Genomic DNA, 13121 nt, shown 5'->3' with positions numbered 1-13121 from the left:
TTAAAAGGAATGTAAAGGAAACTTGACGTAAAGTTTCCTTTACATATATACTCGATATATGGGAGGAGGGGGAAATTTCCTTGGAAAATAAAATGGTCGAATACCGAAAAAAATTTGGACTATCTCAAGAAAAATTAGCTGAGAAACTTGGCGTTTCAAGACAAACCATTATCTCAATTGAAAAAGGAAAATACGATCCGTCACTTCCGTTAGCATTTGAAATAGCAAAAACATTTCAGACAACGATAGAACATGTATTTATTTACGAAGGAAAAGAAGAGGGGGAGTAAGGATGAACTATTCACAAAAGTACTTTGTAATTATGGGGATTATTTTTCTATTTATGAGTGGATTTATGATATTAACAGGTATAATGACGCATTCAGCACCGCCAGCTATAACGTATCCATTGCTTGGGATGATGATTATGAGTTTCTGCCTAAGCTACTTGCACCCGCAATTTAAAGAAAAAGATGAGCGAATGAAACTCATTCGTTATAAAGGGATGTTCTTCAGTTTTTTTGCACTAACAGCATATTATCTTCTTTTCTCTATCGGCTTAAACTTAAAAATACTTACACTATCGGCTACTGAATTATTGAATATACTTATGGCACTTACGATGAGTACAGTTTTTATCTCATTTGTTGTTTTATCAAAAAGATATTAAGATGGAAGAGAGAAAGGAAGATTAACATATGCAAATGATGTATGCTTTTGGCATTGGGCTTGTATTATTTTTAGCCGTATTCTTATTTATTCGTAAAGACGTTCAAGGCGGGACGTTAACGAAACGAGGATTTTATAAAATGATCGGCTGTTTAGTTGTTATGTTTATAGCGATTATTGTAATGATCGTATTAATTAATCAGTCACTATAGAATGTAAAAACGGAACCTTACTTCGGTAAGGCTTTTCTTTATCGTTAAACCTAAAAATTACCACTAAATCCATTTACTACAAATAACTTATATTATATAATTCAATGAAATGATAGATAAGGAGTGTAGTATATGAATAAAAAAACTATCTTCTATTTATTAACTTGTCTACTACTTGTAGCTAGTACTACTTATATAATATGTAACAAAAGAGAACAAGTGCCACCTATATTAGTATGGGGCGAACAAGAATACTATGTTACGAATGAACATGCCAAAGTAGAAGAAGTTGGGCAAAAACTTGGCGAAGTAACAAAGAAAATTGAAACAAGTAAAAAACCTACTAAAAATAAAGAATCTAATACATTACAAGAGAAAACAGAAGTGTTTACAATGATTGAGGAAGAAAAAAGTGATTACCCGCCTTTAATCATAAAGGAAGCTTATTGTGATGAATATAGGGTAGTGAGGCCGATGTTAAAGCAAGTATTATGATGAAAAGGGGATTTATATGTAGACAGTAACTACGTATCTGTGGTCGGTAAGAAAAACATTTGTCTTTTTCCTTTGTTTTATTCTTCCTCCTATCGGTGCTGTTTACATTTTGATGAATAGAGGGGCACTACAAAAGAGAGACTTCGTTTTATATTTAGTATTTGCTGCTATTAATATATCACTTTGGTTATCGCTTATGATCTTTGATCGAAGTATGTGGATGGTGTTAGATAGTAGGGAACAGAAAATGTGGTTCATTTGTGCTACGGATACAGATTGATAGAAGAGAGGCCTTGTAGGAATGCTGCAAGGCCCTTTATCTTTTGGGAATTAATAGAAAACGAATCTTGTAAATGCTATACTAAAAAATGTTTGTAATGTCAGTTTCATAATATTGTATGATGCTGACTTACTAGAAAAGATAAGAGGAGAATGAACGTGCAAAAGATAAAGAAATTATTACTGTTAATGATGGTAGTAGGATTAACAGTAGGTGTTTTAGCAGGGTGTGCAAATCCGAAAGATACGACAGAAGAATTTTTAACAGCGATACAAAAAGGTGATGTGGAAAAGGCTCGTACATTTGTTGAGAGTGACAAGGAATTTAATAAACTAAATGAAAAAACAGATGATGCTGAGGCAAAAGCAATGCTAAGTGCAATTACAAAGAACTTTAAATTTGAAAAGATAGAAGAAGTATCGAAAAAGGATGACAAAGCAGAAGTGAAAGTGAAAATTACATCTGCTGATCTATCCGTTGCTGTAACAAAAGCAGTGGGAGAAGTTATGCCAATGGCTTTCGCTAGCGCATTTAGCGAAGACAAAGAACAATCTGAAAAAGCGATCGAAAAAACAATGACCTCAACTATCATCAAAAACTTAACGGATAAAGATGCAGCAATGGCAACTCGCGAAGTTACCTTGAACTTAAAGAAAAACAAAGATGGCGATTATAAAATCGTTGCAGATGATAACTTGAAAGAAGTATTGTTTGCTAATGCGAAGTCGTTGGAGAAGATGTTTGGTGGAAAGTGATTGAATTAGATAAAAAGAGACACCATATCACGTAGAAGGTTGATATGGTGTCTCTTTTTTATGAACCTGGAGAGGTTTGAACTCACGAAATTAATTATATAAATTAGATATTATGTTTTTTTAATTTAAGACATAAAGCTAGTTGTAACAGAGGAGGTACTGTATTTTATGTTTTCTTATGCGGATCCTGTAACGTAGAAAGGTAAAATTTCTGGACCAGATTTTAATTAGTGTTCCTTCAGCTTTAATGAGGAGGTGTACGAAGATGTTGTGACTATGCCTGCTGGATACTATTAATTGTGAAGTTAAATAAGACAACAATTTATTAGAGGAAGATTAGTTAGTTTAAGTATCAGATTTAGGTGTTTAACAGGGGTACTAATTAATTTCAGTTCTTCCATGAAAAATTATAGAAAAAGTATGGATAAACAAATTCTTGTTTTAAGTGAATTTTGTAAATGTGGGGGCTGCTTTAAATAAAGATGGTCAAACACTATGTAAATAATTGAGAGTATTAAAATATGCAGAATTGCATATTAAATATTTAAAATCTTATGCTAACCTTATAATGCGAAATATAACATTTGTTGGTAATGATTCATTTTTGAAAGATAAAAAATGAATCATTACAGTGGTATACAATTTACTGTCCTATAGTATAAACGATAATAACGAAAGCTATTTGAAGTCCTTTGAAGGAAATAAGTTATTAAAAAAGATTCCATATAGGGAATTTGTTGAAAATTCAGATTCTGCAAATGTCATTTTATTTTTAATGTCTGATAAAAGCGATGCCATTAGAGGGCAAAATATTGTGGTTGACTATGGATATACAATTGTATAAATAAATCATCTTGGGAATTAAGGGTGTGGATAATGAGTTTACTAATTAAAGATTTAACAAAGAAATTTGACGAGCATGTTGCAGTGAATAATTTGAATATAGAGATACCAAAAGGTGAAATATTTGGATTCTTGGGCGGGAATGGAGCAGGTAAAACGACTACATTTCGAATGATACTTGGACTTTTATCGAAATCAAGTGGGATCATTTCATGGAATGGTAAACCTATAAATTATGGTGTTACAGATAAAATTGGGTATTTACCAGAAGAACGTGGTCTTTATGCGAAAATGACTGTCAAAGAACAAGTTAACTTTTTTGCAAAACTAAAGAACATGAAAAGTAAAGATGCAGAAAAAGAACTTCACTATTGGCTGGAGCGTTTTAATATTACTGAGCATCTTAACAAAAAGGTAGGAGAACTTTCTAAAGGGAATCAGCAAAAAATCCAGCTGATAACAGCGATTATACATAAGCCTGAACTCTTAATTTTAGATGAACCATTTAGTGGTTTAGACCCAGTAAATGTTGAAATGTTAAAAGACGCTGTTCTTGATATGCAAAAACAAGGGTCGTCAATTCTTTTTAGTTCACATCGTATGGAACATGTGGAAGAGTTATGCCAACACATTTGTATTATGCACAAAGGTGTACCTGTTGTTCAGGGTGACATTGCCAAAATTAAAAGTGATTTTGGTAAAAAGAACGTTGTAATCGTTGGCGATCATGACTTTGACCATTTGAAAGAAATAAAAGGTGTAGAAAGTATGAAGAAACGTAAAAATGCAGTTACTCTTAAAATTTCATATGAAGAAGTGTCACATGTTTTATTTAAAGAGATAACAAAATTAGGGTATGTTAAAAAGTTTGCAGTAGAAGAGCCTACATTAAATGATATCTTTATTGCGAAAGTAGGTGCACAAAATGAGTAGTTTCTGGACAATTTTTTTACAAAACTATAAATCTAAAGTGAAATCAAAATCATATTTTGCTATTACAATAATAGTTTCTATGTTAATTATAGGATTGATGAATTTTGACAAGATTTATAACTTGTTTGCAGATAACGAGGACGATCAAGTTGTTGTTGTTACAGAAAAAGAAGAATTATATTCAACCATTCATCAAGTGTTTAAAAATGTCGATAGTAAGATACAAGTTAAACGTAGCACGGATAAACAAAAAGCAGAATCAGGTGTTAAAAATGGTGATTATACATATGCAATCGTTGTAGAGGAATTGAATAATAAACAATTAAAGGCTACGTATATAACTGAGACGGATGTAAATCAGCAAGATGTTAGCAAGGTTCAAACGATTTTATCTCAAATACAATCTTCTAACTTCGCCCAGCAATTGAATCTATCGCAAGATGAATTAAAGGTGTTAACAACGCCAGTAGAAATTCATACCAAAACGGTTTCAGATAAGGTTAAAGATGGAGAACATACTGAGGGTGTAGGGATTTTAATTAATGTCTTTATCATGCTAAATTATCTAATGATATTAATGTATGCTGCACAATTAGCAACAGATGTTGCAACAGAGAAATCTTCTCGTGTTATGGAGTTAGTTGTTTCAAGTATTTCGCCTACCAAACATTTATATGCGAAGCTATTCTCGACATTATTGGCTGGTATTACGCAAATCATAATTTGGGGCTTGGTCGCAACTGTTGGATATAAAACAGCAATTAATGATTCGAAAAATGATATTTTAAATAGTATTGATTTAAATTCTGTTGCTCCAACTCTAGTGTTTTATGGGATTCTATTCTTCACATTAGGATTCTTATTATATGGCTCATTATCTTGTCTATTTGGCTCTATCATTACGCGTATAGAGGAATCTTCTCAAGCTGTTATGCCGCTGATGTTTATGTTACTTGCTGCTTTGTATATCGCAATTTATGGAATGTCAAATCCAAGCAGCATGGTTGTTACCATTACTAGTTATGTACCTTTCTTTACTCCTATAGTTATGCTTGTACGAATTGGATTCCTTAATATCCCAGTATGGGAGATTGCGCTAGCATTAGGGATTCTAATCGCAACAATATGTATAATGATTGGTTTAACGAGTCGTGTTTACCGCGGTGGCGTATTAATATATGGTAAAGGTGCATTTAGTAATATCAAAAAGGCAATCAAGTTAGGGCAAAAATAGGATTCGTCTATTCATTTTTAAACTTAAATTTACAAAGATCTGCATAGTTAAACTGTGTAGATCTTTTTTGTTGAGAAATTTATATAAATAAATATAAAAATTGCCGTATTAGGCTATTTTTCAAAGAGAATTTTAAAAAGCTTTCAAAAGAGAGTAAAGAATCGAGTTATAGCGAACAACGCAGAGCGATGATTAATATAATTTATGTCTTTCTCCAAAATGGAGAAAAGAAGTAGGGAAAAAATTTAGTTTTAATAATAATCATTTATTTGCTACATAAAGAAAACCCCTTGACTATCAAGGGGTTTTTCATATGATCCCGGAGAGGCTCGAACTCACGACCTCCACCCTGTCAAGGTGGCGCTCTCCCTGCTGAGCTACGGGATCCCAACTATAAATGTTACCATCAGCAATGTGTTTTCATTTCATTCGTGTAATCGGAGGATTTGTATAATCTGTTGAATATTGTAACATTTGATGTATTCCTATAATAGCAACAAACTTTAGTAGTGTAAAGATGTAATTTTCTGAATATTATCATTCCAATTTTTATATAAAAAAATAAGCTCCGAAGAGCTTATTTTAATAATAATATTACCGCAATTATTAATGATATTATCAAAAATACAATCATAAATAATGGAGCTTGTTCATGAATTATCTTCCTGTAAGTGTCATTGAAGCTGTATAAATTGTATCTACAGAACCGTCAACATTTGTAATTTCAACTTTGTAACGATACTCCCCGTTTTCTGAAAGTTGTCCACCCAAACCAGTTGTATTGGAAAATTCTTCGTTTGTTCCAGCTGGTAATTCGGATCCAAAATTGAAGTCAGTGTCATAATAACTCCAGCCACTTGCCCATTTCTTTTCAATAGTTACACGATAGCGCACATCTTCAGCTCTATCATTTGTGATTTTTGCAATCATATTTTGGCCGTTGCTGTACTCTGTAGCGTGTAATTGAATTGTGAAACCATTCAACGTTTCGCTAGGACCACAAATATAACGACAGAACTCGCTTGCTCCGTCAGCATGTGCCTTTGGTGTATCAATGTTCATAGCTGTTAAACCGCCTAAAGCTAAAGCTCCTGTTAATAATACTTTACTAAATGCTTTCACTTAAAATTCCCCCTAAGTATATTCTCAATTCGTTCGATAGATATCACATCAAGTAGTTTTATAACATTAATCTAATCGACCGCTTTTTTCCTCGAGTGTATTCGCTATGAATCTTTCATCTTGTAGTAATCTAACCTCTACATAAAATTTCATAGTTTTGATTCTATATATGTATCATGATTTACATAGAACAAATCTGTTAATACGTTTTGGTTATTTACTTATCACACGTCTCTTTATTACCTTTTATTGGTAAAACGTTGGTTTTATTATATACCATTATTATCTATTTACAAGAGAAAATCATACTGTATGCAAAAATGCATAATAAAAAACACTACTTGTATTCTGAATTACAGAATACAAGTAGTGTTGGGTTTCAATTAATATTTGATTGGAACCTAATGCTAATTTTTATGTTTAACAGTATACATATATCACTGTTTTTTAGTCATAATTGATAAACCTTGTCCAGGATAAGCTCTTCCTGCTGAGTTACGAGACCTTCAAAAGGGAAAGTATAAGCGATTATGAGAGTCATGTATGAAGGGATAATGATGAGAAGCGAATTTAGTAGAAAGTAGTCTTTGGATGTAGAGGTTATATTATTTCTGATACCAATCTAAAGGACCTTCATCACCTAAATCAACAAGAAAAGGGAACAAGAAGTGTAAAGGTAAGCTTATAAGTTCTGGCATGGCGTTCACTGTTTTCTTTGATAGATATTGCCTTCCAAAACAATACGTACAATCTTTTTCAAATGTCACGAGTAGCGATCATACATCTTTTACTTTCCATTTCGTTTTACAATATGTACAACGCGCCATTGAGTTCCTCCTCATTTTAAGGTGTTTTCTAATATATTCTACTTTATTGTACGAAAGTCATTTGAATTTGATGTGGTAAAATGCAAGTCGTTTTGTTTTTGTAAAAAGATAATAAAGCTATTACATTTCAACACGTAAAATAAGTCTAACCCCGTTCTACATGTAGGAAGGGGTTAGGCTTGTTTTAATTTTGATTAAAGTCTCTTTGTATCTGGCTGCTTAGACATTGCCTAGATAGCTTCGCGTTAAGTTTGGGAGAACAATTTTGCCTTTTTTACTATGTTTTTCGAATAACTCTGATAGGAGAAAAACAAAATTTTTATACTCTTTGTCATTTTCTTTCGGAGCATAAGATGCTGATAAATTCCTTCCCAAAAACCCTTCATAATCAAAAAGTAAATCATTTTGATATTCTTTAAACTCATACTTTCCATCCTTAAAAAAGCTGTTAAATACTTCTGGAGTTTCCTCAATTCCACCGCTAAATCCTTTAAAGTTTGGGCAGGTTTTCTGGCAAATTTCCGCATTCTCTTTAATAATCGGGCTAGTTAAATCTCTGCTATTCCAAACAAGAGCAACATTTGCTTTTTGTTTCAAAATTCGTTGGCATTCGATTTTAAATGCCTCTTTATTAAACCAATGAAATGCTTGAGCAACAGTTACTAAATCCACACTATTCTCTTTTAAAGTGGTATTTTCAGCAGTTGCTTTTATGGATTGAAAACGAGAATATAGTTTTAACGATTGCTCAGCCATCTTCCTCATGTCATCATTTGGCTCAACTCCAATAACATGTAAACCACTTTCAAGCAGCTGGTGGCTAAATATCCCCGTACCCGAACCAATATCGGCCACAATCCGATTCCCTTTCAGTTGGTTAGCTGAAAATAAATAATCAATATATTCATTAGGATAACTAGGGCGATATTTCGCATATATATCGGCCTTGTCAGTAAAATTTTCTGTTGTTTTCACAGTACTACCTTCTTTCTTACGATATGATGTACAGAAATAGGAACGAAATATTAATTCCCACATCAGTCTCTAAGTTTACAATTTAAGGGTCCAGCTAAATGAAGTTGCCTCAGGTCCCTTATTCAAATATCCTTTATCAGTTTAGTATACTATTTTAGATAATATCTTCCAAAAGACTAGAATGGCTTCTTCAACTAAAAAGCCCGATTGTTGGATCACATGACTGACGTTTTTTAAACAACTTTATTATGTTTTAAATTGTACATTTTTATGAATCTATTTCCAATTGGCCAATATATCCTTTTTACAATTTACTTAAAATCATGTATAACAGAGATACAAGATTATTTTACCCCGCATTAACGGGCAGTAAGATCCCCGCTCAAAATTCAGCGAAAGCAAAGAAGTTAGGTGGGAAATCAACTGCCCGTAAAAGCCCGATTGGTTCAACTAATAATCCGTGGGGGATGAAGAACCCCCCACGGATTAAAGTTTTACTTTATAAATATTCAGAAGTAGAGGGAGAAAAGTTGTAATGGTAAGAAAAACGTTCAAGATGCGTGTGTCTAAAAATAGAACGATTTCGATTAATGGATCGATTCTTGATGTGGATGTTACACATGATGAATTTTTACAAGAGTTTGTTGAGTGGGTCGATTCTAGAGGTTGGTCGTTTATGGGGATAACAGATGAGATTACGCCTGAGGAAGCTAGTCAAAAGTTAATAGATTCGTTGATTGATGAGAAGGATAAGAAAGAGTAATTCCTTCTTATTTTTATTGTATATTTATGTTCTTTATCGTAAAAATATGATATAGTGAAAATTAGTGAAAATTCTTCCAATTTAATACAAATTACATATGATTGGTAGATTCATTATTTTGTTAGGGGAGTAAATGGAAAAGGGAGAGTCATATGGTAAATTTTAAGAAAATTTTGGTTTTTATTACAGTTATTTGTTTGTTTTTTTTGACACCTATGACATTGCGTGCTGAGACGAATATTGGAGTGAATCCAGAACAAGTTGCACCACCACCTGCGGAAGGACCGAATGTTTTTAGTCAGTTTGCAACGACGATTGATGCGAAAACAGGAGATGTTTTGTATGACAAAAACGCACATCACCGCGCATTTCCTGCTAGTACGACGAAAGTGTTAACAGCGATTTTACTCATGGAGCATACGAAGCCAGAGGATCAATTTACATTTTCACAATTAGCATTAGATCAAGAGAAGAGTAATTATCAAATTGAGTTTCAACCTGGGGAGACAATTAATAGAAATACTGCGCTTATGATTTTAATGGTGCTGAGTGCGAATGATGTGGCGTATGCAATTGCGGAGCGGATTGGCGGGAGTGTTGAGAATTTCGCTAATATGATGAATGAGAAAGCGAAGCAATTAGGGGCGACAGATAGCCACTTTGTAACACCGAATGGATTGCATGATCCGAATCATTATACGACGCCGTATGATATGGCGATGATTACGAGAGGTGTGCAAAAATATCCTGAGATTTTACAAGCGATGAATACGAAACGAACGACAGTTACGACGTCTAGCCAGACGGTGTCTATTTTTAATAAATCTACTTATTTTGAAAATCCATATAGTATTGGTGGTAAGACGGGATTTACGAATGAAGCGCGTAATACACTTGTTTTATTAAATGAGAAAGATGGAAATCGTATTATAAATGTAGTAATGGCTTCTCAAAGACCTGAAATTTATGAAGATTTGAAGCAGATGGCGGAGTATTCTTTTGGTCAATTTACGAAGCAAACAGTGCTCGATAAACATGATTGGCATCAAAAAACAACATATTTAAATAAAAATGTTAATTCTGAGCTGGAAAAAAGTGCAGAACTTATGCTTAAGAAAGATGAAGGGAAAAATGTGAAAACCATTTTCCGGGCAGCTTCATTAGATAAAGAATCTTTGTATCATAAAGGAATACATCGTGGTGAGGTAGTTGGTGCAGTTGATATCACGAAGAATAATCAAACAATTGCGACGATAAATGTTCTTTCAACAGAAGATGTTACTTTTGCGATGCCTAAAAAAGATACAGTTGCCCCTGAAGCAAAAGAGTCAAATGTGAAAGTAATAAGTGTTGGGATAGGCGCACTTGTATTATTTGGAGCCATTTTATTTGTAGTACTACGCCGAAATACAAAAGGAATGAAAACAGAAGAAAAATAACGTATTAGTAAAAAAGGCTGTGGAGAGATTTTGTCACAGTCTTTTTTTAGGCTAAAAATACATTTAACTAATAATTGTAAATTTTCTTATTGCAATAACCTGAAGTTCGTTATATCATTTACTTGTGTTCTTGTTAAAGAACAAAATGGACATTGCATACTTCAAATAATATAAAACAACGGAGAGGGAGAGAGTCGATGAAATTAATTTGGAAGGTAATTAGCAACGCAATCTCATTTGTTTTATTTGCATTGATGGTGTTTTTAGCTTTTGTAGTTATTTCTTCAAAAGCGAGCGGTGGTGATCCAACAGTGATGGGATATCAATTTAAGAGCGTTCTTTCAGGATCAATGGAGCCGACGTTTTTAACAGGATCAATCATTGCAATAGAACCAAATAAAGATGGTTCTAAATATCAAAAGGGTGATGTTATTACCTTTAAAGAGAAAGATCAAAAAATTATCACTCACCGTATTATCGGTGTAAAAGATACAAATGGAAAAGTAATGTATGAAACAAAAGGGGATAACAACAACGGACCAGATCTAGAGCCAGTACTTGCAGAAAATGTAGTTGGAAAGTATGCAGATATTACAGTTCCGTATGTTGGTTATTTATTGAATTATGCGAATTCAAAAGCGGGAGCAGCATTACTTCTTATTATTCCAGGAGTCTTTTTACTTGGTTATTCCGCGATTTCCATTTTTGGCGCTATTCGCAGCATTGACGGGGAAAAGAAAGATAAAAAAGTAGAACAATCCGTCTAGTTCATTTGGTTATACTTTCCGTTTAGGAAGTTAACAAATATATATATTAAGGGGATATGGACATGACTTTAAAGAAAAAATTAGGAATGGGTATTACATCAGCAGTACTAGGAGCAGCATTAGTTGGTGGAGGAACATTTGCATTTTTCAGCGATAAAGAAGTGTCAAACAATACATTTGCGGCTGGGACACTTGATTTAGCATTAAATCCATCAACAGTTGTTAACGTATCGAATTTAAAACCTGGGGATACAATTGAAAAAGAATTTAAACTAGAAAATAAAGGCTCTTTAGATATTAAAAAAGTTCTACTGAAAACAGACTATAATGTAGAAGATGTAAAGAAAGATAATAAAGATGACTTTGGTAAACATATTAAAGTAACATTCTTAAAAAATGTAGATAAGCATGAGACGATTGTGAAACAAACTACTTTAGATAAATTAAAAGGTGACACACTTACAGCTGTAGATAATGATTTATCGGCTTGGTTCTGGGATGAAAAAGGTATTTCAGCAGGTAAATCTGATAAATTCAAAGTGAAATTTGAGTTCGTTGATAATGGAAAAGATCAAAATCAATTCCAAGGCGATAAGTTACAATTAAATTGGACGTTTGATGCACAACAAACAGCAGGTGAAGAAAGATAATAAGAAAAAGGGCTATCACATGGATAGCCCTTTTTCTATTTTTCTAGTATATGTCTATCAATTTTAATAGTTCTTTACTATAATATAGGTAATGTTCTGTATAAAGAACGTGATGTTCGATGGGAGAGATTAAGATGCTGAAAAGACCGCGTAATTTTAAAAAGATGCTTATATTGCCGTGTGTGTGTTCTATTACGTTTTATTTAGGATCTCAAATTATGACGCATACAGAAGCGGCGTTCATTCATGAAACGAAAGTGGAAGCGACGCTTTCTACAGCAATTATATTTCCGAAAACAGTTAATACGTTAAAAGAGCAATCTGAGAAACATAAACAGTTTATTGAGCGTGAGTATGCAACAATGAAGGAGAAATCGAAAGTAACTTCTATTGATGAAATAAAACAGGCGATTTCTGTATGGCAACAAGGACGTGAGAAAATTGTTTCTGAGAAGGAAGCATTGCAAAATGTATATACTGAAATAGAAGCTCCTTACAATCAAATACAAGAAGAATTAAAGGTAAGTAAAGATGAGTCGATTCAGCAAGTGTCCTTATATGTAAATGAAGGCTTTAGCAGTATCAAAGAGAAGCGTGACTATATTGAGAAAGAAGTTAGCTTGAAAGCTATTGATGAGCAAATTCAGGCTCTTCAGCAACAATTAAACGTTGCAATTGAAGCGGAAGGACAAAAGAAAGCAGAAGAACAGAAGAAAGCAGAGGAACAGAAGAAAGCAGAGGAACAAAAAAATAGAAACAGATAAAATCGGGGTAACTGCTTTAGTAAAACAGCTGGAAAACAAGAATGTGGTGCAAGCGATAACGAGCGAATAAGCAAAACTATTAATGTTTATATGAGTGTGAAGGAATGTTAGCCTTCACCTCTTTGTCTTTCTTTTTACATGCATTTGATCGTGAAAGAAGTTGTAAATTAGTATAAAGTATCGTATATTTTTCAGAAAAATCAAAATAGTATTGAGAAATAAAAATAATTGAAAATACTAAAAAATATTGTTGTATTTATACAGGTGTGTTCGCTATAATGAACATAAGGTTTTTAAAAAAGAACGAATATTAGCTTAGCTAATATAGTTTAAGTTACACCTCTTATTTATATAAGAGATAGCAATGTAAAAATACAAAAAACAGCTAGGGGG

Annotated in this window: 15 protein-coding genes, 1 tRNA gene and 2 pseudogenes; 14 read left to right on the top strand and 4 right to left on the bottom strand. The window is 33.0% G+C overall.

Annotation, left to right across the window (positions count from 1 at the left end; all coding sequences use genetic code 11):
- Window positions 1-80 precede the first annotated feature (80 nt).
- The 9 genes from COK05_RS05785 to COK05_RS05750 all read left to right on the top strand — a co-directional run bounded on the left by COK05_RS05785 (window position 81) and on the right by COK05_RS05750 (window position 5421).
- Window positions 81-290 (top strand): helix-turn-helix transcriptional regulator, encoded by a 210-nt coding sequence (locus COK05_RS05785; protein WP_000428506.1) that lies wholly within the window; start codon window positions 81-83, stop codon window positions 288-290.
- A 2-nt stretch (window positions 291-292) separates the two neighbouring features.
- Complete coding sequence (locus COK05_RS05780; RefSeq protein ID WP_098611806.1) at window positions 293-670, top strand: permease; 378 nt, start codon at window positions 293-295, stop codon at window positions 668-670.
- A 28-nt stretch (window positions 671-698) separates the two neighbouring features.
- Entirely contained in the window at window positions 699-881 is a 183-nt protein-coding gene (locus COK05_RS05775; protein WP_001178300.1) for a DUF3976 domain-containing protein, read from the top strand.
- Between the two features lie 132 nt (window positions 882-1013).
- Window positions 1014-1376 (top strand): hypothetical protein, encoded by a 363-nt coding sequence (locus tag COK05_RS05770; protein WP_098611805.1) that lies wholly within the window; start codon window positions 1014-1016, stop codon window positions 1374-1376.
- Window positions 1377-1413: 37 nt separating this feature from the next.
- Window positions 1414-1656, top strand: a complete 243-nt coding sequence (locus COK05_RS31255) for a hypothetical protein (RefSeq protein WP_255290305.1) — start codon at window positions 1414-1416, stop codon at window positions 1654-1656.
- Window positions 1657-1814: 158 nt separating this feature from the next.
- Entirely contained in the window at window positions 1815-2411 is a 597-nt protein-coding gene (locus COK05_RS05765) for a DUF4878 domain-containing protein (protein ID WP_141538909.1), read from the top strand.
- Between the two features lie 631 nt (window positions 2412-3042).
- Window positions 3043-3255: an SDR family oxidoreductase gene (locus tag COK05_RS05760; protein ID WP_255290304.1), complete on the top strand. Its 213-nt coding sequence runs from the start codon at window positions 3043-3045 to the stop codon at window positions 3253-3255.
- A gap of 32 nt (window positions 3256-3287) precedes the next feature.
- Window positions 3288-4187 carry an ABC transporter ATP-binding protein gene (locus COK05_RS05755; protein ID WP_098611802.1) on the top strand — a complete coding sequence of 300 codons (900 nt, stop codon included), beginning with the start codon at window positions 3288-3290 and terminating at the stop codon, window positions 4185-4187.
- A complete protein-coding gene (locus tag COK05_RS05750; protein WP_098611801.1) occupies window positions 4180-5421 on the top strand; it encodes an ABC transporter permease in 1242 nt (413 codons plus the stop codon). The genes COK05_RS05755 and COK05_RS05750 overlap by 8 nt, the downstream gene beginning before the upstream one ends.
- Window positions 5422-5735: 314 nt before the next feature.
- Here the strand turns inward: COK05_RS05750 and COK05_RS05745 are convergent.
- The 4 genes and pseudogenes from COK05_RS05745 to COK05_RS05730 all read right to left on the bottom strand — a co-directional run bounded on the left by COK05_RS05745 (window position 5736) and on the right by COK05_RS05730 (window position 8345).
- Window positions 5736-5808: transfer RNA gene (locus tag COK05_RS05745), tRNA-Val, on the bottom strand.
- A 270-nt stretch (window positions 5809-6078) separates the two neighbouring features.
- On the bottom strand, window positions 6079-6543 hold the full coding sequence (locus tag COK05_RS05740) for a hypothetical protein (RefSeq protein WP_098611800.1): 465 nt from the start codon (window positions 6541-6543) through the stop codon (window positions 6079-6081).
- 605 nt (window positions 6544-7148) lie between these two features.
- Window positions 7149-7370 (bottom strand): annotated as a pseudogene (locus COK05_RS05735) (hypothetical protein).
- Between the two features lie 219 nt (window positions 7371-7589).
- The gene (locus tag COK05_RS05730) at window positions 7590-8345 is read right to left on the bottom strand and encodes a class I SAM-dependent methyltransferase (RefSeq protein ID WP_098611799.1); all 756 of its coding nucleotides are present in this window, start codon (window positions 8343-8345) and stop codon (window positions 7590-7592) included.
- A 535-nt stretch (window positions 8346-8880) separates the two neighbouring features.
- Here COK05_RS05730 and COK05_RS05720 point away from each other — a divergent pair.
- From COK05_RS05720 to COK05_RS05700, 5 genes and pseudogenes are all read left to right on the top strand, one after another.
- Complete coding sequence (locus tag COK05_RS05720) at window positions 8881-9108, top strand: hypothetical protein (protein WP_098611797.1); 228 nt, start codon at window positions 8881-8883, stop codon at window positions 9106-9108.
- Between the two features lie 152 nt (window positions 9109-9260).
- Window positions 9261-10547, top strand: coding sequence for a D-alanyl-D-alanine carboxypeptidase family protein (locus COK05_RS05715; RefSeq protein ID WP_098611796.1), 1287 nt, complete (start codon window positions 9261-9263; stop codon window positions 10545-10547).
- Between the two features lie 197 nt (window positions 10548-10744).
- Entirely contained in the window at window positions 10745-11314 is a 570-nt protein-coding gene (gene sipW, locus COK05_RS05710; protein WP_000767802.1) for a signal peptidase I SipW, read from the top strand.
- Window positions 11315-11376: 62 nt separating this feature from the next.
- Window positions 11377-11964: a CalY family protein gene (locus tag COK05_RS05705; RefSeq protein ID WP_000172852.1), complete on the top strand. Its 588-nt coding sequence runs from the start codon at window positions 11377-11379 to the stop codon at window positions 11962-11964.
- A gap of 134 nt (window positions 11965-12098) precedes the next feature.
- Window positions 12099-12713, top strand: a pseudogene (locus COK05_RS05700) (DUF4047 domain-containing protein); the annotation flags it as partial.
- Between the last annotated feature and the right edge of the window lie 408 nt (window positions 12714-13121).

The organism is Bacillus cereus (genome assembly GCF_002567495.1).
In the GTDB taxonomy this organism is placed as follows: Bacteria; Bacillota; Bacilli; order Bacillales; family Bacillaceae_G; genus Bacillus_A; species Bacillus_A cereus_AQ.
The sequence above is the reverse complement of the archived record's forward strand: the minus strand, read 5'-3'. Positions and strand labels throughout refer to the sequence as shown.